Origin of the sequence: Pseudovibrio sp. JE062, from assembly GCF_000156235.1 — a bacterium.
In the GTDB taxonomy this organism is placed as follows: domain Bacteria; phylum Pseudomonadota; class Alphaproteobacteria; order Rhizobiales; family Stappiaceae; genus Pseudovibrio.
The window spans coordinates 18216-38555 of record NZ_DS996805.1 but is presented as its reverse complement, the minus strand read 5'-3'; the positions used below and the strand labels follow the sequence as shown (position 1 = coordinate 38555).

The following is a 20340-nucleotide window of genomic DNA, read 5'->3' as shown; positions in this document are numbered from 1 at the left end:
GTTCACTCCGCGGCGTCTGTTAATGGCTTTACATGAAAATCCTGCGGAAAATGCGTCAAAGAGCTCATCACAGGATAAGGAGCGAACCCGCCAAGAGCACACAGCGAGCCCATCTTCATCGTATCGCAAAGGTCGGTCAGCAGCTCAATCTGCTGCTCCGGCTGATCACCTTTGGCAATCCGGTCCAGCACCTCCACACCGCGCACAGAACCGATACGGCATGGCGTACACTTGCCGCAGCTTTCAATGGCGCAGAACTCCATGGCAAACCGAGCCTGCTTGAGCATGTCGACTGTGTCATCAAACACCACAATCCCCGCATGACCAATCATGCCGTTGCGCTCAACAAACGCCTCATAATCAAAGATCGTGTCAAACAGGGACGGCGGGAAGTAAGCACCCAGCGGACCACCAACCTGAACCGCTTTCACTGGACGGCCACTCAAAGTACCTCCGCCAATGTCATAGATCAGCTCGTTCAGCGTCAGGCCAAAAGCCGTCTCAAACAGGCCGCTGTTCTTGATGTTACCGGTCAGCTGAATTGGAATAGTGCCGTGAGAATACCCAACACCATAGTCCCGATAGAACCGCGCGCCCCGATCCATGATGATCGGCACGGACGCCAGAGACATCACGTTGTTGACCACAGTCGGCTTGCCAAACAGGCCTTCAATCGCCGGAAGCGGAGGCTTGGCACGCACGATTCCGCGTTTGCCTTCAAGGCTGTTCAGCAGTGACGTTTCCTCACCACACACATAAGCACCAGCCCCTTCACGCACTTCCATATCAAAAGCGTGTTCTGAGCCCATGACGGAAGGCCCAAGAATACCGGCCTTGCGCGCAATCTGGATGGCATCATGCAAAATGGCGATAGCATGCGGATACTCAGAGCGGGTGTAGATATACCCCTTCGTCGCCCCGACAGCGATCCCGGCAATCGCCATCCCTTCGATCAGGACGAAAGGATCACCCTCCATGATCATCCGGTCTGAGAACGTGCCACTGTCACCTTCATCAGCATTACAGACAATGTACTTCTGATCGCCTTGCACCTTCAGAACGGTGTTCCACTTGATACCAGTCGGGAAACCCGCACCACCACGACCACGCAGTCCACTATCGGTCACCTCCTGCACGATCTCAGCAGGCGTCATCGCAAGAGCCCGCTTCAAGCCGAGGAAGCCGTGATGCGCCTCGTAATGCTCAAGAGAAAGCGGATCGGTGATACCACAGCGGGAGAAGGTCAGACGCGTCTGCCGCTTCAAAAACGGCATCTCTTCAGTCAGGCCATGGCACAAAGCATGGTCAGCGCCTTCCAAAAGCCCCGCATCCAGCAGGCCAGCAACATCAGCCGGGGTCACCGGACCGTAAGCAATGCGGCCGCGCTCAGTCTCAACTTCAACCAGCGGCTCCAGCCAATGCATACCGCGTGAGCCATTGCGGACAATCTGCGCATCAACACCACGCGCGCTCAGCTCTTCCGCAAGCGTATCGGCAACCCGGTCGGCACCAACAGCGAGTGCCGCAGCATCGCAAGGAACATAAAGGACAGCACCCATCACTTCACCTCCTCAACCAGCTTCAGCACAGCAGCTTCATCAAGGCGCCCGTGCAGATTGCCATCCATCATTGCAGCCGGCGCACAGGAGCATAGGCCAAGGCAATAAACGGGCTCCAGCGTCACCTTGCCGTCAGGCGTGGTCTCATGCCATTTGATGCCAAGATCTCTTTGAATGTCTTCAGCAAGTTTCTCACCGCCAAGAGACTGGCAGGCTTCCGCACGACAAACCTTCAGCACATGGCGCCCGGCAGGCTCCGTGCGAAAGTCGTGGTAAAAACTCATTGTTCCGTGAACTTCGGCGCGGCTCAGGTTCAACCGATCAGCGATCTGCAACAGCGCATCTTCGGGAACATAACCAAATTTCGCCTGCACATCGTGCAGGATAGGCAGGAGCGGCCCTTCCTGATGTTCGTGGACATCAATAATCGCGGCCGTGTCTTTTTCTATATCCTGCGATTGCGTCTGCAAGGCCATAAGTTCCTCCCTCCTCGCACGTCAATGCTTCGTGTTGGCACAATATGTCGCAGGCAATCAATATGATATATCCGTTGGGCGATTGCACATCCCTATCGTTGAAATCACGTAGAGAGCTCTTGCCCCTGCGAAATTCTGCTTACACGCTTGAGGAAGGCATCCAGAAGTGGCGCGCGCGGCTCGCGCTGTGTCGCAATCAGGCCAACCATGATGCTGGCGTAAGGGTCTGAAATCGGGATGATCTCCAGATGATCGGAGGCAATCGTCTGCGCCACTGCCTGTGGGATAATCGTCCCCCACCGCCCGGTGCGCACATGCGCCAATAGGCACATGATGGAATCTGACTGCAAAACAGGCTTGGGCTCCACCTCCACATCATGAAGGATATTGTTGATGATACGCCGGCATTGCATATCGCTGGTTAGCAGACACAGCGGCACACCACTCACATCCTGCAAGGTGGCATGCTCGCTGCCGGAAAGAGGGCCACCCTCGGCCACAACAAAGCAGTAGCGCTCACGATAAAGCGGAATTTGCAGAACACGGCCCAAAGGCTCGTTGTCCAGATAGGTCAGCCCTACATCGATCTCCAGATTTTCCAGCTGCGCCAGAATTTCCGAGGACGGTCGCGAGAACACCTTGAAGTCAACGCCCGGGTTCTCCTCGCTAAAGCATGTGGTGATTTCAGGAACATACGTCAGAGCTGTGGGAATGGAAGCAATCCGCAAGGTGCCAGACTGGCCATCGCTGACCGCCTTCAGCTCCTGCTTCATGGTCCGCGTATCAGCCACCAGCTTGCGCGCCCACTCCAGCACGCGCTTCCCTTCAGGCGTTAGCCCCTGAAAGCGTGAGCCACGCAAAACCAGCAGAACACCCAGTTGCTCTTCAAGCTGCTTGATATTGGCAGACAGCGTTGGCTGCGTCACACCGCACTCATCTGCCGCCTTCCCAAAATGCTTCTCACGCGCCAGCGCAATAAACATCTCCAGCTTGTCGATCATGGCTCTCCCTCTCAAACACTCCGGTAACGACCAGTCAGATCATGACCAACGGGACTGCTCATAACCTCCCTATGGGCAATCCCTTAGATGTTTTCTCTTAGCTCTGAAATGAACTAGCATATTCAGAGCCAGAACCATAACGGCGAAAGTCAAGAAGACCGGTGGACTTGGATAAATCAGCGGATCAAACGTTCATGCCGATAAAGCTAACTCCGGCAACCATCAGCACGGCTGCCAGCAAGCGGCGCACCCAGTTGCCTTCACCCAGCAGCACAAAACCGATCAGAGCCGCGAAGATAACGGAGGTTTCTCGCAGTGCTGACACTGCGCCCAGCGGGGCAAAGTTTTTGGCATAAAGAACCAGGCCATACGCGATCATGGAAACCACACCACCCGTCAGCCCCAGCGCCCAGGTCTTCCTAGAAAGCGTTGGCAGCATTGACCAGCGGCGGATGCCAATGAAGGCGGCAATAAACACCTGCAAAAACGCACCCCACGCCCAATAGCTCAGCGTATTGCCAGAAAGCCGGACACCAACACCATCCACCAGCGAATAAGCTGAGATACAAACACCCGTGGCAATGGCAAAGCCAAGCGCGGCACCGCCAACCCCCTGACGCAGGGCAGACCAGCTGGAGATCTGAATACCAAACGCAATCAGGCCAATGCCAAACCACGCCCAAAACGGTAAAACTTCGCCCACGAACAGCATGGCCCAAAGAGAAACCAGCGCAGGCACAATCCCGCGGGCAATCGGGTAAACCACACTCAGATCACCATGACGATACGCCTGCCCCAACGTGTAATAGTAGGCAAAGTGAATGCAGGTGGAGAGCAACACATAGCCAAAGCTCTCAGGCTCCGGAAGCGGCAATACGGCAATCATCACCGCGGCCGGGATCACATGCCCAAAGGCCACAAGGCCCAGCGTGATTGTGCGGTCACCCGCCGTTTTTACAATCGCATTCCAGATTGCATGCAGCATGGCCGCAGCAAGGATAATCATTATGATGGAAACGCTCATCAATCAAAACCATTCGTAATCGGAAGCACCCAATGTTTCGGCTCGTTCTGAGCTCTGTCCTCCAGCCTGCAACTGACCTTGCAAGCGCTGGAACACGGGGCTTCCTATGAGTTCTTGTTTATTCTTTAAAATGCTGGAATTTCGAAGGTTTTCGATTTCTGCACTTTACTCTGGTAATCAGTTTTTTCGTGAAGCAATCAAGGTCTGGATGCCCCACTCAGCAAAGGCTGAAGCAAACGGTTCTTCAGGCGCTCTGTCCGTCACCACATAGTCCACACTGCCAGCAGCTGGCCCTACATACGGTGCTGTTTCACCCAGCTTGCCATGGTCAAAGGCAATCAACACCTGATCCGCACTTTCGGCAATCGCAGCACTCAACTGAGACTCCACGCTGCTTTGATAGAGAAAGCCCTTGCTGGCAGAGACTGCATCCAGGCTGAAAATCGCCATATCCAGCGCAAACCGCTGCACCTGGGTGTAAGTGTCGTGCCCAAAGGTGCCCCGGTCATCCTCCTGCATTTCCCCGCCAAGCAAATGCACGCGGTTGCCATTCACGCTGACCAGCGTCTGCGCAACACCGATGGAGTTGGTCACAACCGTCAGGTTCTTTCGCAGTCTCAGATCTTCCGCCACATAAGCCGTGGTTGACCCCACATCCAGATAAAGGGTCATGCCATCTTCCACCACATCACACACAACAGAAGCAACCAGACGCTTCTCATCTGTGCGCTGCGAAATCCGGCGGAAGAAGCTTGGGTCATTCTGCGTACCAGCCAGATAAGCCCCGCCCCGCACACGCTCAACATCAGAGGTCTGCGAGAGAGTTTTCACCGTACGCCGAACCGTCTCTTCAGACACATCCAGCGCCTTTGCCAGATCGGAATTGCGCGCAGATCCGCCGAGCCGTTTCAGAACATCCAGCAGTTCAAGTTCGCGATGGCTATGAGACATCTGCCCCTCGTGCTTTGCATCTTTGCTACTCTGGCACTGCCTTACTCCACAATTACAGTCAAATTCCAACACATATATCGATTTATGTTGGATTTTGTGCGTAGTTGTGGATTATTCGCTGGCAAACAACCGCAGTTACATCTCTCTTTCATATTGCGGGAGTATCGGTCTGTCGGATTGCGCCACGAACCGTGGCAGTGGGGGATCAGGACTATGCAGAACAAGCGCAACGTACTTTTCATCATCATCGACCAGCTGCGCGCAGACTGCGTCCTCGGGGATCTGGCAGATCATGTGGACCTGCCCAATCTCAGAGCATTCATGGAAGACAGCGTCACTTTCACCCGGCACTTCTCAGTCACCAACCCCTGCGGCCCATCCAGAGCATCCCTGCTCACCGGCCAGTACGCCATGAACCACCGTTCCGTACGCAATGGCACACCTCTGCGCCACGACACGCCAAACATCGCAACAGAAATGCGCAAGGCGGGCTATCTGCCAATGCTGTTTGGTTACACCGACACTTCACAGGATCCTCGGGCATTCCACCCCAATGATCCAGCGGTCAGAACCTACGAATACCCGATGAACGGCTTCCACGAGATGAAGGAGATGCGACTGGAAATGTCATTTCCATGGCAATCCCATCTCATGAACCGGGGCTACACCTTTGAAAATTACTGGGACGTCTACAAACCTGTCTCACCCAATGGCCAGCAACCGCGCCTAAACGATCCAGCGCTCTATGCCGCTGAAGACAGTGACACAGCCTTCCTCACCAACGCCTTCCTGGAGATGATGCCAGCCTACCGCCAGCAAAGCTGGTTTGCGCATCTGACCTACATCCGCCCGCATCCACCGCTTGTCGCCCCTGCTCCATACAACACCATGTATGACCAGCAGTCTCTGCCGCTGCCAACACGCCTGGAGCAACCAGAAGACGAACAGGCCCTCCACCCGTTCTTCACGCCCACCATGCAAAACAGCAGCGCCGCCAGCTTTGTTGAAGGTTTCCCAGATCTGGAACCAACCGACGAGAACATCCGCACCTTGCGTGCTATCTATCTGGGACTCGCCACAGAAGTAGACCATCACGTTGGCCGTGTAGTTCAGTTCCTCAAAGACACCGGACAATACGACAACACCATGGTGGTAATCACCGCAGACCACGGTGAGATGCTGGGTGACCGGCACAGCTGGGGGAAGATGACCGTTTATGATGCGGCCTACAACACCCCGCTCATCATCCGCATGCCAGACGGTGAACGCGGAACGCAAGTCACAAAAGTCACTGAATCCATCGATATTATGCCAACCATTCTGGACTGGGTCGGACAGGACCTGCCAAGTTCAGTGGACGGCAAATCTCTACTGCCATTTCTGGAAGGAAAAACGCCCGAAGACTGGCGCACTTTCTCCATGTCTGAGCTGGACTTCGCTGATCCTCTGGAAGCAACCCTATGGCAGCAGCAACTGGGAACCAATCTGGACAACTCCTGCCTGAGCATCCTGCGCGATGATCGCTTCACGCTGGTCGAGTTTGCAGCTGATCTACCACCCATGCTGTTCGATGCAGAAGGCAACGGAGAGATGGAAAACCTTGCCGACAAACCCGAGCATGCCCCAACACTGACCCGCATGACCCGTGAACTCCTACGTCACCGCATGAAGAACATGGACAAAACCCTGTCCAACTGGATGATCACCACAGATGGCCCAAAGCACTAACAAAAAAGCGGGGCAATCCTCATTGCTCCGCTCTCCATAATCAGCTCACAGCAAGCACTCTTAGCGCTGCTGGATCTCCTCAATGATCGCCTTCCCGATTTCAGCGATAACAGCATTGCGCTTTTTGAAGTTTGCATCACTGCCCGTCATGTAAACAGCTGCGAGATACGGTTCGCCTGTCTCAGGCCAGATTGCAGCAATGATCCCGCGAGAGCCATTGTGACCGGCGCCAGACTTATCTGCGATGCGCCAGTCAGATGGCAGGTGTTTGCGGATCAAAGCATCCGCCACTTTGTCATCCACCATCCATTGCTGCAGCTGCGCACGAGAGGACGGCTGTAACACTTCCTCAAACAACAACCGATCCAACGTCTGAACGACAGCCCTTGGCGAGGTGGTATCACGTGCATCACCGGGTTTCGCCTCGTTCATCTCTGGCTCCCGCCGATCTAGCCGTGTCACACGATCCCCAAGCCCACGCAAAAACCTCGTCAGCCCTTTGGGTCCATCAACACGCTTCAGCAGAAGATTGGCAGCCGTGTTATCGCTCATCGTGACTGTCGCTTCACAAAGCTCCCCAACACGCATTCCCTCAGCCACATGCTTCTTCGTGACAGGTGAGTAGGAAACTAGCTCCGCTTTTGAGTAGGCAACAACCTCCCCCAGCCGTTCCTCACCGCGATCCACCCGCGCCAGAACAGCACCACACAGCAAAGCCTTGAACGTGCTGGCCATGGGAAACCGCTCATCAGCTCGGCTCTCAATAGCCCAATCAGAACCGGTGTGCTGCAACACCACACCAATCCGGCCGCCAACTTCATTCTCTAATCGGTTGACCGTGTCCAGAAGCTCTCCGGCAGCTCCCACAGCAGGCACACCACAGGCAACAACCAATGCGAAAGAAACACGCTTAAAAGGCACGGCTATATGGTCAAAACAACGCCACATACTCAAACTCCTTGAATGACGAAACATGTGCCCGGCAACAAATAAATCTCATGAAACAGGTACAGCTTGTCCCCTGCCGCAAAGCATAACACTCAGCAGCACAAAATCGCCAATAACTGCGCTTAAACACGAAATATCTTGATGGTGGGCACCATCTTAATCAGATGCATCCTTAGGACTAAACACTTTAAGGTGGAGCCACAAACGACTAATTCTCGACTTGAATATTAGAAAAACTAATAGCTATGGACAGACCCAACATTCCTCTCAATGCCCTGCGCGCCTTCGAAGTCGCCGCCCGGCAAGGCAGTTTCACCCGCGCTGCTATTGAGCTGCGCGTCACTCAGGCCGCTGTCAGCCACCAGCTCATTGCTTTGGAAGAGCTGCTCGGCACAACGCTGTTCCTGCGCACCCCCAAAGGCCTTGTGCTGACAGATGAAGGCACCGCCCTGCATCCGGTCCTAACCCAAAGCTTCGACAGGATCGGCTCCGTACTCGACCGTTTCCTCGATGGTCGCTATCAGGAAACACTCAACCTCGGTGTCGTCACGACGTTTGCCACCGGTTACCTGATTGAACGCTTACCGGATTTTCAGGCAAAACACCCCGGCGTGAACCTGCGCCTCTTTACCAACAACAACCGCGTTGATATTGCCAAGGAAGGCCTCGATATCGCCATTCGGTTTGGAGAAGGCCTATGGCCGGGCCTGCACGCAGCCCCCTTGCTCACCACACCACTCACCCCGCTCTGCTCACCCGAGATCGCACAGAGCCTCAAAAACCCGCAGGATCTGGCGGATCAACCCTTATTCAGATCCTACCGCTCTGATGAATGGGAACTCTGGTTCCAGCAAGCTGCAGCTCCATGCCCCAAAATCGAAGGCCCCGTCTTTGATTCATCCGTTGCCATGGCAGATATGGTCGAAGCCGGCCTCGGCATCGCTTTGCTGCCCTACCATATGTTCGCACGGCGACTGGCAACCGGACGGCTCATCAGACCATTCCCTACCCAGATCACAACCGGCAAATACTGGCTCACCCACCTAAAATCCAAACCAGCCACCCCGGCTCTCACCCTCTTCAAAAACTGGTTGCTTGCTCAGGAACCAGTTCCCTCTACCTAGGAATGATGAAACAACGCAGCGAATTGAAAGGAAAACCAAAACCTCTCCCATACGCCTTCCCCCTATTCTGATCTGACCGCCCGCAAAAGTGGGCAACGGAACTCAGGTGCGAGGAATGCTTCTCAGCGACAGAGCAAAGGACGCCATAAAAGTTGCACTGGCCATGGTGATCGCTTACGCCATCGCACTCTATATGGACTGGGACCGCCCGTACTGGGCTGGCCTTGCCGTTGCTTTCATATCGCTGGAAACCTCAGGACAGTCCTTTCACAAGGGCCTTCAACGCCTCGGCGGCACATTGCTTGCCGCAATCATGGCCCTCACCTTGCTTTCGCTGTTCCCGCAGCAGCGCTGGATGTTCATGATTGCCCTGTCCTTCTATGTGTTTTTCTGCACCTACATGATGAAATCCAGGCACAACCCATACTTCTGGAATGTCGCAGCTTTCGTCACCATCATTGTTGCCGTGGATGCAGCTGCCAGCAACCAGCCTGCCTTCTACACCGCTGTTTTGCGCATTCAGGAAACCGCTCTGGGCGTAATCACCTACAGCATGGTCTCAGTCATCCTGTGGCCCAGAACCTCATCAAAGATCCTTGTCAGAACTTCAAAGAACCTGACCAAAAGCGGTCTTGCTCTTTTTCAAAGCACAATAGACCGGGAGTTCGCCAGCAACCCGCACAAGTACCTGCAGCAACAAGGTGAGTTTTCAGCCTTACAAGCCAAGTTCGCAGACCTCTCAAACATCGCGGAACTGGAAAGCTACGAAGTCTGGGAGGTCAGCAAGCAATGGAAGGACACCGGCAAACTCTGGACCCAATATGAACGCGCACTGGAAGTTTGGCGGCAAAGCTTCAACGAAGTCGACGATCTGGAGCTGGAAACCCGCATCCCGTGGCTCACCAGATATGAGGCAGAAATCACCAGACGCTTCAAAACCATCATAGATCTCACAGAAGGCAAAGACGTCAAACCAAAACCGCTTTTCAGAGACTTTCACATCAAAGAGATCGACATATCCGGCCTGCAGTATTTCCAGAAAGCCGCCCTGTCCCTGTACATCCATCAGTTGGATGAGATCGAGCGCATCACCTATCAGCTTCATGAACTCACCACGGTCATCTTCAGTGAGAACACCAGCAATCAACTGGACTTTCACGTCAAGGAAAGCACACAACCAGACGTGATCAACATGGGCCAGTTGAAGGGAGCTTTACGCGCTTTCCTGTGCCTGTGGGCCGCGTATCTCTCTTACATCTACTTTCCCAACCTGCCAGCAGGAACGGTGCTGGTCATTCTGGCGGGCGTTTACAGCGTCACCCTCTCCAGCAATCCCTACCTGAAACCCGTCTCCATTCTTGTTCCAGGTATCCTATCCTCCGCCTTTGGGGCTTTCATCTATCTGCTGATCATGCCCCACTTGCACAGCTTCTGGTCTCTGGGAACTGTCATTTTTCTTTCAGTATTCTCCATCGCCTACCTCTTCCACACGCCTCAACTCATTTTGGGCAGAATGTTCGGTCTGGCAAACTTCGTGATGATGACCAACATCAGCAACCATCAAAGTTACAGTTTCAATTTCGTAGCCGATCAGCTTCTGGTCTTCCTGTTGGTCATCGCTATCTACGCAGCCATATCCATCTTCACTTTCAACCTGCGCCCGGAGGTGCAATACCTCAATCTGCTGCGCCGCTTTTTCGCCAGCACCAACTTCCTCCTGACCGAACACCAAAAAGAACCGCATCTGGAACCTACAAAACTGCGCCAATACATCAGAAATCATCACCTCAATGAGGTCGAGAGCATCCCCCACAAAATGACAGGCTGGATCACAGGCACCTCTCCAGGGCTCGACAAGCATCAGTTACGCAGAACAGTGATCATTCTCGAAGCCCTGTCCATCCGCTTGTCCGTGCTCATCAATGAACTTAAAATCGCTCAGAGCTCACAGCTCTATGCCGCTCTGCGAAAAGACATCCACGACTGGAGTGCGCAGCTAAAAACGGACTTCGCTGAACTGGTCAAAGACCCGACTGGCGCAACCATCGGAGACGCCGTCAGACAGTGCGCCCTCAACATGCCGGAGATGGAAAGCACCATCGCCAAAGTGCTGGAAGAACGCGGCAAAGACAGCATTGATCTGGATGAACGATTAAATATCTATCGCATTCTTGGAGGTATTCGCAGTGTTTGTCGGGCATTAGAGGACTATGAGGATCAGTCCCTCAAGATGGATTGGCCTCAACTGCAAGAAGCCCGGTTTTAATGGAGGAGCGCTGATGAATGGTTTTCCAAGCGAATGGGCCATCGGGACCGTCTACCTCCCTCCTGTTTTGGTTGCCGCTGCCCTTGGCCTGCTTCTCAGCTGGCTCACCGCCCGGTTGATGAACAGATATCGCCTCTCCAGATTTCTGCTCTATCCCCCCGGCGTTTTCGTTGCTCTAACCATCATCTACACCGTCATCCTTGGGAGCTGGGTTATTCCGATATGAAAGCACTCAAACCCATTCATAAACTTGCAATCACTGGCACAATTATCGGCGTGGCTGTTCTGGCCTTCGCTTTCAAATATTACCAATACCTGCAAAACCCATGGACCCGCGACGGTCAGGTCCGCGCCAACGTCATCCAGATCGCCACCCGTGTCTCCGGCCCCATCGTGGAACTGCCCATCGTAGACAACCAGAAGGTCGAGGCAGGCGAACTGCTCTTTATCATCGACCCACGCACATTCCAGGCCACCTACGCGCAAAAGAAAGCAGACCTCGACCAGACTGTCGACCAGCTCAACGCACTGGAAAAAGAGCGTGAAGCCGCAGAAGCCAACGTCGCCCAGTATCGCTCCAATGTGGAGCAAGCCAGCTCAGAACTCCGCTCTTCCATCGCAACCCTGAAGAACATCAAGGGCAATCTGGACAGAAACGCCAAGCTTTTAAAAGACGGCTACGTCACCCAGCGCACCTACGATCAGATTGAAAAAAGCTACATCGTCGCTCTGGCTGATACAGAGCAAGCCCAGTCCGGTCTGGCACAGGCCGAAGCCGCTCTGGTCGAAGCACAGGCAAGTCTTGCGAAAGTCGTGGCGAGTTTAGGAGCAAAAGGAAAAGACAACGCCCAGCTCCGCTCCGCAATGGCCGCCCTGCAAACCGCTGAACTGGATCTGGGCTTCACGCAGGTCGCCGCTCCTGTCTCCGGTTACGTCACCAACCTCAACTTGCGACTGGGCAGCCAGACCGTAGAGAACCAGCCTGCCCTTGCCCTCGTGGATTCCTCAAGCTTCTGGATTGACGCCTACTTCCCGGAAACCAAGATCAGCCGGATCGACATCGGCGATAAGGTGGTCATGACCCTCATGGCCTACCCCGATCAGGTGGTCCATGGAGAAGTAGAAAGCATCGGCTGGGGCATCTCCCAATCAGACGGCAGCACCGGCTCCGACCTCCTGCCCAACATCAATCCAACCTTCGAATGGATCCGCCTCGCCCAACGCATCCCCGTCCGCGTAAAAATCACAGACCTCCCCCAAAACATCCTCCTCCGCGTCGGCACCACAGTCTCCGTCCTGGTCCTAACCGGCACCGCCTCAGAAGATAAAAGTTTGGATGCTCCACCAGCACCGCTGGTGTTTCAGTAGGAAAACTCCGCCTGTACTCAGGAGTACAGACGGAATTTAATACCTTGAGCTTATACAATGCTAATAGTTACTTCAGCCCGATCTGGTGGGCGCAGAGCATGGCGGCGTAGACCATTTCTGGGGTAACGGGGAAAGGCATGTTGTGGATGGTTTCGCCTTCTGCGCAGGAGGCTTCTGCGACTTCCATGAGTTTGGCATGATCCAGTTCTTTGACGCCCATGTCGAACAGATTGGTTGGGAGGCCGACGGAGCGACAGAGGGTGAGGACTTCTTGGATTTCTTCCATTGGCGCATTTTCAAGAAGCAGCTGGGTCAATGTACCGAAAGCAACCTTCTCGCCGTGATAGAGATGATGGCATTCTTCCAGTTTTGTCAGGCCGTTATGGATGGCATGAGCGGCGGCAAGACCAGAGCTTTCGAAGCCGAGACCAGAGAGTAAGGTGTTGGCTTCAATGATGTTTTTCACTGCTGTTGAGGACACTCGGTTTTCAACGGCAACCTTGGCCTTGTAACCATCAGCCAGCAAGGTTTCGTAGCAGAGCTTGGCGAGAGCTTGGGCGGCTTTGGTTGGGAGGCCGCCTGCCATGGTGGCTTTGCCGGAAAGACCGTTCGCACGGGCCTCAAAGTAGGTGGATAACGCATCACCGATACCAGCGACCAGAAGGCGAACTGGAGCCCCTGCGATGATCTTGGTGTCCATGATGACCAGGTTCGGATTGGACGGGAACAACAGATACTCTGAGAACTCGCCCTCAGGGGTATATATCACCGCAAGCGCAGAGGTTGGCGCATCAGTTGAGGCGATGGTTGGCACCACGACCACTGGAATTTTGTGATAAAAGCCAATGGCCTTGGCTGTATCGAGCGTTTTACCGCCACCGATACCGACAACCACATCAGAACCTTCTGCCTTGAAAATCTCCATCAGACGATCAATTTCGGCACGGGAACATTCACCACCAAACTCTTCCATACGCTGCTCGATCCCAGCGTCCGCACAGCTCTTTTTGACAGTGTCTCCAACAAGGCCAGTCACGAAGCTGTCGGCGAGGATAGCTGCTTTTTGGCCCAGGGGTTTTATGTAGTCACCGATTTTGGCGATGGTGTCTTCGCCCTGAACGTATTTGCTCGGAGAAATGATGATCTGGTCCATGGTGTAATCTCACTGTTGGAGTTTGCCGCTTATCCCCGGACAGAGCGTACCGAAGCGGGTGTACAGGCACCCTGAAAGCGTCGTCATTCAGTGAAATACTAGGTGTCACTTTTCGGAGACACCATTCGGATAAATCCGTAAACGATCATTAATTTACATTATTTGTCATATTGAAGTTTCATAATGTAAAAATACAATCAAATCAGTCATCAAAGATCGAATGTACAGTGGACTACTGGATACACCAAAACACCCGCTTGCCGAGGGGGCAAGCGGGCATGGTTATCCGACACTTATGAGATCAACTCAGGGAGGTTTGTCTGATCTGTTCTTTCAGTGCCGGCAGCAGTGAGGCGCTGGCTGAGAGCTTGGAGATACCTGCTTTGAGCAGCAACTCGGTGACCTGAGTGTCTCCTGCCATTTCACCACACATACTCACGGGTATCCCCGCGCGTTTCCCCGCCTCACAGGTCATCCGGATAGCCCTGAGCACTGCAGGCTGGGTATAGTCAACCAACTCAGAAACCTTAGGATTTCCGCGATCAGCAGCCATCACATACTGGGTCAGATCATTGGTGCCGATGGAGAAGAAGTCTGCCTCAACTGCCAGGTTATCCGCATCCAGCACAGCAGAAGGCACCTCAATCATGATCCCTACGCTCATCGGTGCGTTGCTATGTGAAAGCCCGAGCTCTTCACGCGCTTCCTCGACCAGCTTTTTGCAATCTTTCAGCTCAGAAACCATTGAAATCATTGGGATCATCATCTGAATATTAGGCTGTTCAGCGGCTGCGCGAATGAGTGCGCGAATTTGCGTTGAAAAGAGTTTCTTGTCAGCAAGGCACATTCGCACCCCACGATGTCCCAGAAACGGGTTCTCTTCCGCCTCCATCGGGTAGCTTTCCAGCGGCTTATCCCCGCCAACATCGAGCGTGCGGATGGTGATGGGATGGTCTCCAAAGGCGACTGCAATGCGCTTGTACTCTTCGTACTGAGATTGCTCATCCGGCAACTCAGCGCGTGACTGGAACAGGAACTCCGTCCGCATCAGGCCGACGCCTTCTGCGCCTGCAGCAACGGCCTTCTCAGCGTCTTCAAAGCTACCGATGTTGGCTTGTACCGGGAAGTGAACACCATCGAGCGTGATGGCTGGTTCCATGGCCTTGGATGCGGCTTTGGCCTGCTCTGCTTTCCATGCTTCATGCTGAGCAACCAGATCCGCTTCCACTTCCTCCGAAGGATCCGTCCAGAGCAGGCCTTCAAAGCCATCAAGCACGACCTGCTGACCATCTTCCAACAGATCAAACGCACCAGCCGCTCGAACAATCGCTGGGATGCCCATGGCTCTGGCGATGATCGCACTGTGAGAGGTTTTGCCGCCACCTGTCAGGCAGATGCCGAGTACGTGTTCTTTATCCAGCTTCGCTGTGTCAGTTGGCGTCAGATCCTCAGCAATCAGGATTGAGTTGGCAGGCACAGAGGCGCCCTCACCTTCCGATCCAGTCAACTGAACCATGACTTGTCGCGTGATGTCCCAGATGTCTACAGCCCGTTGGCGCATATAGTCACTGTCAGCGGCTTCATACTGGGCTTTGAGCTCAAACATCACCGAGATCCAAGCCTGTTCGGCTATCCCATTTTCGTCCGCTATGTAACCACGCAGTTTCGGTTCCAGTTCTGGATCCGTCAGCATGGCAATGTGAGCGGTGAAGATGCCGGACTGGTCTGCATCCTTCGCAGACTTTGCGTTGCGTCGCATTTCGCTGGCGATGGAACCGATTGCTACAAACAGGCGGTCGCTTTCTTCATCAACACCAGCAAAGGCCCGATCCGGCACAGCTGGCATAACAGGTTGGAAGAAGGCAACACGGCCCAAGGCGATGCCTTGCGACGCTGGAAGGCCTGCGATCACGCCTTCAACACTTTGCAAGGGAGCTGGAGCTGGTTCCGCTTCCGCAACCACAGGCTCTGCGGTTACATCTTCACCAAACCCATTTTCAGCCAGGGCTTTGAAAGCCGCCAAAGCTTGTTCTGCCTGCCTGCCACTGGCAATAAATGTGATTTCATCATCGCGGCGCACGGAGAGCCCAGCAATGGCATTGAGGCTTTTGGCATTGGCCCGTTCTTCTGCTTTTTCAATTTGAAGAACAGCATCAAAACCAGCAAGGGCACCGACAATAGCAGCTGCGGGGCGCGCGTGTAGGCCGTGAGGATTAAGTACAGTCCAGCTGAACCGAAACTCCTCTCCAGCCGGGGCCTCAGGCGCCGCAGTGACGACTACCTCTTCTTCAACACCCAGATGCTTCTTCTTGGCACTCAGCGCGCCAAGCGCTTCCTCTTTTACGGCAGCCAGTGGCAAACCAGAGCCAGCAGCAACAGCAGCTGCCATGGTGCCTTCCACAATAGGAGCCGCGCAGAGTTCGACGGAGGATGCAACTTCATCCCCCAGCAACTCCAGAGCCATCTCGGCACTCAGCAGTGCGCTGCCAAGGTCCATAAGAACCAAAACGCCATCGTCATCCATTACGGTTTCGATGGCGGTCATCACTTGAACGGGGTCTGTGCCGATTGGGTTGGCGGGATCATCAATCCCGCCCGCCACTGCAAGGGCACACTTGTTCTGTGTCATCTGCTGCGCCAGCTCAGCAACACCTTCTGCCAGCTTGGCGCTGTGAGACACAACGACGATGCCTACCACTTCGCTTAACTCCCAACGACCGCGCGGGAAAGCGCTTTGACCATGAACATGGTTGAGGTTGCGCCAGCATCCTGATGTCCGATGGAGCGTTCACCCAAATAGCTCGCACGTCCCTTCTTTGCCCGCATATCAACCGTGGAGGCAACGCCAGCATCTACTGCTGTTACCATGGAAGGCAAAGCAGCCTCTAGGCTCTCAGCTGCTTTGGCCGCGTCAAGCACAGGCCACCAGGCATCACACATGGTTTTATCACCCGGTTCAGCCTTGCCGCGTGCAACGATGCCAGCGACACCAGCCTCCAGCACAGCTATCAGGCCTGCCAGATCCAGCTCATCCTTGCCCTTTGCGGCCGCTGCTGCACGAATGAAGAAGGTGCCATAGAGCGGACCAGAAGCTCCACCAATGGAAGACATGAGTGTCATGCCCGTGGTTTTGAGGATCATCTCAATGGACATGGCATCCATGGTCGGCAGCTTTTCCAGCACCTTCTCAAAACCGCGGTTCATGTTGATGCCATGGTCAGCATCACCAATATCTGCATCAAGCTGCGTGAGGTAATCACGCTGTTCGGCAAACACCGCTGCACAGTCTTTAAGCCATTCCAGGAGTTGTTCTTTTTTTACTGTCATAGCCGTAATCCTTAAACTCCCCAGCGCAAGGCTGGTGCATTGACCGGAACATCCCAAAGCTTCAGAGTTTCTTCATCAGCCTTCAGCAAGGTGATGGAGAAGCCTTCCATATCCAGCGCGGTGCAGTAGTTGCCGACAAGGTTACGGGCCAGCTTGTAGCCAGCTTTGTCGAAGCACTCTGCCATTTTGCCGTAAACGCCATACAGCTCACCCTGAGTGGTGCCGCCCAGACCATTCACCATCACGATGAACTGATCGCCCTGCTTGAACTCTTCTGTGGTGATGTCCTTCTCTTTCCATTCACCTGCCTCACGGTCCCATGTACGAACGGTGCGGGTGTACGCCGGTGTGTTGATGATCTCATCGCACATCTGCTCAACCAGTGTGTTCAGGTCGCTGTAGGAGCGGCGTTCGATACCCGGTTCCCCGTGAATACCGACACCAAACTCGATTTCATTATCTGCCAGTTCAAAAGATGGCTTGCCGTTGGCTGGTACTGTGCAGGCAGACAATGCAACACCAAAGGAACGGGCCCGATTGTTAAGGCGCAGCGTCAGTTCCTCACACTGGGCCAGATCATATCCAGCCTCAGCTGCAGCACCCACAATCTTCTCAATCAACACGGTGGCGCCAACGCCGCGGCGGCCTGCAGTGTAGAGGCTGTCTTTTACGGCCACATCATCATCAATGGTGATAGAGCCCACTGGGATGTCATCGAAATGAAGAAGCTCAACAGCAGATTCAAAATTGAGGACGTCTCCGGTGTAGTTCTTGATGAAGAACAGAACGCCCTTGCCGTTGTTTACCTGCTTGCCGCATTCGTACATCTGGTCAGGTGTTGGAGAGGTGAACACTTCGCCCGGGCAAGCGGCTGTCAGCATGCCTTTGCCGATGTATCCGGCATGAAGCGGTTCGTGACCGCTGCCACCACCAGAAATAAGAGAAACTTTGTCTGTGTTGTCCTCCCGCCAGATGTAGCGCGGCTCCTCAGAGAACTTCAGTTCCGGTCGTGCTGCACGCATGCCAGCCAGCTGTTCAGCAACGACATCTTCAACGCGGTTGATCAGTTTCTTCATTGTTTTTGCTTAACTCCCGAGCAGCAAATCCGGACCTGATTATTCCGTTGGTTCAAAGAGCCTTCACGAACTTAAAGTCTCTAACATTTCACCTTGTTGCTCAGGTGCCAGAAGGCATCTGATTGACGAAGGCGCATCCCATGCCAAGATTGTGCAAGTTCCGTGTTCTCTGAATACCTGCGGAATATCGTCCTCTTCATTTGGTAGGTTGAAATCTGACAGTGATCGGCATCGCGCCGAGGGTGGTTTTCGCGGGCCAAGCAACCTGCGAAAACCGAAGAGTATTAGGCTTTTGCGACCTGAGGCAAAGCTGCAAACAGGTCTGCATATTCGCTGGATTTACGATAGAAAACAGGCGGTTCACCAAGCGGTGCATCCACGGTGACCCAGCCACCTTTGAACTCCTGCCCCGACCACGCATGCACCCAGTCATCTTCCGGCAGGTACAGCTTCCACTCAGTCTCTTCCTTATTGTAGACCGGTGCGACCATCACATCGCGGCCCAACAGGTATTGGAACTGAATGTCGTAGGCAGTTTCATCTTGCTCATAATGCATGAACAGCGGGCGCATCACCGGAATGCCTGCCTCTGTGTTTTCCGCAATCGCGGCTTTCAGGTAAGGCTTCATGCTGGCGAACACGCGGGACATCCGACCAAGATGGAAAAGTGTTTCATCATCGGTGTCGAACTGGTGATTATCACCCGGACGGTTGCCTTCATGAGAGCGCATCATTGGCGTGAAGGCGCAGAAATCAATCCAACGCATCATCAGCTCTTTGGTGCGCTTCATGCCATGCAAAGTGGTGTAACCACCCACATCTGAGTGGTGGATGCCGTTGCCCATCAGGCCAGCGGACAGTGCGCCCGGAATGACGGAGGCCAGACCATCTTCAATGCACCAGTCCACGCATTGGTCACCTGCCCAAAGCACATGGCAGTACCGCTGGAAGCCCGTGCCCCCTGCCCGCATGAAGAATAGAATGTCATCGGTCTTGCCGCATTCTTCAATGGCTTCGTGGTTGATCTTCGCCCAACGACGCGGCCAGTCGTTATGCTCCAACTCAGCAGAGCGACCATTAGAGAGGGTGCAGTCGGTTGGCAGGTACTCGCTGAAGTCAGCCATCCAGCCATCAAGACCAAAGCCAATCAGATTTTCCTTGATGACGCCCTTGTACCATTCGCAGGCCTCATCATTGGTGAAGTCCACCACACCACAATAGAACTCGCCGAAATCAACCAGATAGTCACCACCATCAGCCTTGGTGGCCAGATAGCCTTTTTCCTTGGCGATTTTGTAAAGGGACTGACCTTCCAGCACATACGGATTGATGTAGCCGAGGAAGCGGACACCATCTTTTTTGAGCTCATGGATCTTGGTATCAAGGCCCGGATACAGTTCAGGGCTCCATTCCCAGTTCCAATGCAGGCGCTTACCGAAGGAGGTCATCTTGATGCCCTGCCAGTCCTGGTTCCAGACACCCGCGACTTTGACGCCCGCCTTTCTGGCCCGCTCAATTTTCTCAAGGGTGATATCGGTGCCACCCTGAATGCCAAGGATCACGCCATCCAGCACCCAATCCGGCAGTTCTGGCTGCGTGCCAAATACATCGGAGATATTGCCGACGAGCGCGGTGAAACTATCTTCCCGGTCAAACAGCATATAGTCTGGAATGTTCCAGGCCTGCAGCTCATGAAAGTCATCGTGGCGGAAATCAAAGTCCGCGTAGGCAGTTGTCTGTAAGTGGCAAAAGTACTTGTCGTTGGAGACAAAGGTCGGCTGCGGGTAGTTGGTGTTGTAGTAATCACCGCCCGCTTTATCCTTGGTGTCCGCCAGCCATGTCACGTAGTTGTTCTTGTTACGGCCAACGCCTGGTTCAGACGTCCAGAGCGGGAAGTTCTTGCCACGCAGATTGAAGTAGGTCAGCTGCTCACCGCAACCGTAGACCTTCTCTTCCGGTGTTGCATGGACGCGCATCCAGAAACGGTTCACCTCATCTTTCAGGCTGTTGAAGTCCACTTTCAGGCGGCCTTCTTCCGTCTCATAAATGGTCAGCGTGAGGTAGTCCTCGCCATCAACCTCAAGTGTGATGCTTGCCTTATCGGCTTCCTCATCGATCCTGAAAGCACGCATTGGCAGGCGGGATTCGACATAATCTTTGATGTCAAAGTTCCCGCGATACATATCGAAAGTGCCTTGACCGCTTCCCAGAAAGATTGCCGGTTTATCCAAGCTGTGCGTAAAGACGGTGCGGTCTTTGTGCAGAACAGTGAAGCCATTTTCTTGTTTAACAATGTTCATTTGAGTGCCTGCGGAGTTAGTGCGACACCGGCCTGTTCT

Annotated in this window: 16 protein-coding genes; 5 read left to right on the top strand and 11 right to left on the bottom strand. The window is 54.1% G+C overall.

Annotation, left to right across the window (positions count from 1 at the left end):
* Positions 1-2: 2 nt before the first annotated feature.
* The 5 genes from PJE062_RS00170 to PJE062_RS00150 all read right to left on the bottom strand — a co-directional run bounded on the left by PJE062_RS00170 (position 3) and on the right by PJE062_RS00150 (position 5011).
* Positions 3-1559 (bottom strand): NADH-quinone oxidoreductase subunit NuoF, encoded by a 1557-nt coding sequence (locus tag PJE062_RS00170; RefSeq protein ID WP_008547035.1) that lies wholly within the window; start codon positions 1557-1559, stop codon positions 3-5.
* Positions 1559-2035, bottom strand: a complete 477-nt coding sequence (locus tag PJE062_RS00165; protein WP_008546629.1) for a formate dehydrogenase subunit gamma — start codon at positions 2033-2035, stop codon at positions 1559-1561. The genes PJE062_RS00170 and PJE062_RS00165 overlap by 1 nt, the downstream gene beginning before the upstream one ends.
* Positions 2036-2139: 104 nt before the next feature.
* Positions 2140-3036 (bottom strand): LysR family transcriptional regulator, encoded by an 897-nt coding sequence (locus PJE062_RS00160; protein WP_008547289.1) that lies wholly within the window; start codon positions 3034-3036, stop codon positions 2140-2142.
* Between the two features lie 184 nt (positions 3037-3220).
* The gene (locus tag PJE062_RS00155) at positions 3221-4060 is read right to left on the bottom strand and encodes an EamA family transporter (RefSeq protein ID WP_193384373.1); all 840 of its coding nucleotides are present in this window, start codon (positions 4058-4060) and stop codon (positions 3221-3223) included.
* A 177-nt stretch (positions 4061-4237) separates the two neighbouring features.
* Positions 4238-5011 (bottom strand): DeoR/GlpR family DNA-binding transcription regulator, encoded by a 774-nt coding sequence (locus tag PJE062_RS00150; protein ID WP_008546787.1) that lies wholly within the window; start codon positions 5009-5011, stop codon positions 4238-4240.
* Positions 5012-5224: 213 nt separating this feature from the next.
* On the opposite strand from PJE062_RS00150, the gene PJE062_RS00145 reads away from it, so the two are divergent.
* Complete coding sequence (locus PJE062_RS00145) at positions 5225-6739, top strand: alkaline phosphatase family protein (RefSeq protein ID WP_008546706.1); 1515 nt, start codon at positions 5225-5227, stop codon at positions 6737-6739.
* A 60-nt stretch (positions 6740-6799) separates the two neighbouring features.
* Here the strand turns inward: PJE062_RS00145 and blaPSV are convergent, their stop codons facing one another.
* Positions 6800-7687 (bottom strand): PSV family class A beta-lactamase, encoded by an 888-nt coding sequence (gene blaPSV, locus PJE062_RS00140; protein ID WP_008546521.1) that lies wholly within the window; start codon positions 7685-7687, stop codon positions 6800-6802.
* A gap of 245 nt (positions 7688-7932) precedes the next feature.
* Here blaPSV and PJE062_RS00135 point away from each other — a divergent pair, with 245 nt between their 5' ends.
* The 4 genes from PJE062_RS00135 to PJE062_RS00120 all read left to right on the top strand — a co-directional run bounded on the left by PJE062_RS00135 (position 7933) and on the right by PJE062_RS00120 (position 12445).
* Positions 7933-8811: a LysR family transcriptional regulator gene (locus tag PJE062_RS00135; RefSeq protein WP_008546855.1), complete on the top strand. Its 879-nt coding sequence runs from the start codon at positions 7933-7935 to the stop codon at positions 8809-8811.
* Positions 8812-8926: 115 nt separating this feature from the next.
* Complete coding sequence (locus tag PJE062_RS00130) at positions 8927-11077, top strand: FUSC family protein (RefSeq protein ID WP_008546879.1); 2151 nt, start codon at positions 8927-8929, stop codon at positions 11075-11077.
* Between the two features lie 13 nt (positions 11078-11090).
* Positions 11091-11303, top strand: coding sequence for a DUF1656 domain-containing protein (locus tag PJE062_RS00125; RefSeq protein ID WP_037035712.1), 213 nt, complete (start codon positions 11091-11093; stop codon positions 11301-11303).
* The gene (locus PJE062_RS00120) at positions 11300-12445 is read left to right on the top strand and encodes an HlyD family secretion protein (protein WP_008546775.1); all 1146 of its coding nucleotides are present in this window, start codon (positions 11300-11302) and stop codon (positions 12443-12445) included. The genes PJE062_RS00125 and PJE062_RS00120 overlap by 4 nt, the downstream gene beginning before the upstream one ends.
* 67 nt (positions 12446-12512) lie before the next feature.
* Here PJE062_RS00120 and PJE062_RS00115 read toward each other — a convergent pair whose 3' ends face one another.
* The 5 genes from PJE062_RS00115 to PJE062_RS00095 form a co-directional block, all read right to left on the bottom strand.
* Positions 12513-13598, bottom strand: coding sequence for a glycerol dehydrogenase (locus tag PJE062_RS00115; protein WP_008546477.1), 1086 nt, complete (start codon positions 13596-13598; stop codon positions 12513-12515).
* Positions 13599-13899: 301 nt separating this feature from the next.
* The gene (ptsP, locus tag PJE062_RS00110; protein ID WP_008546700.1) at positions 13900-16296 is read right to left on the bottom strand and encodes a phosphoenolpyruvate--protein phosphotransferase; all 2397 of its coding nucleotides are present in this window, start codon (positions 16294-16296) and stop codon (positions 13900-13902) included.
* 5 nt (positions 16297-16301) lie between these two features.
* Positions 16302-16925 (bottom strand): dihydroxyacetone kinase subunit DhaL, encoded by a 624-nt coding sequence (gene dhaL, locus PJE062_RS00105; protein ID WP_008547271.1) that lies wholly within the window; start codon positions 16923-16925, stop codon positions 16302-16304.
* An 11-nt stretch (positions 16926-16936) separates the two neighbouring features.
* A complete protein-coding gene (gene dhaK, locus PJE062_RS00100; RefSeq protein ID WP_008546615.1) occupies positions 16937-18001 on the bottom strand; it encodes a dihydroxyacetone kinase subunit DhaK in 1065 nt (354 codons plus the stop codon).
* A 284-nt stretch (positions 18002-18285) separates the two neighbouring features.
* On the bottom strand, positions 18286-20301 hold the full coding sequence (locus tag PJE062_RS00095; protein ID WP_008547105.1) for an alpha-glucosidase: 2016 nt from the start codon (positions 20299-20301) through the stop codon (positions 18286-18288).
* Positions 20302-20340: the final 39 nt, after the last annotated feature.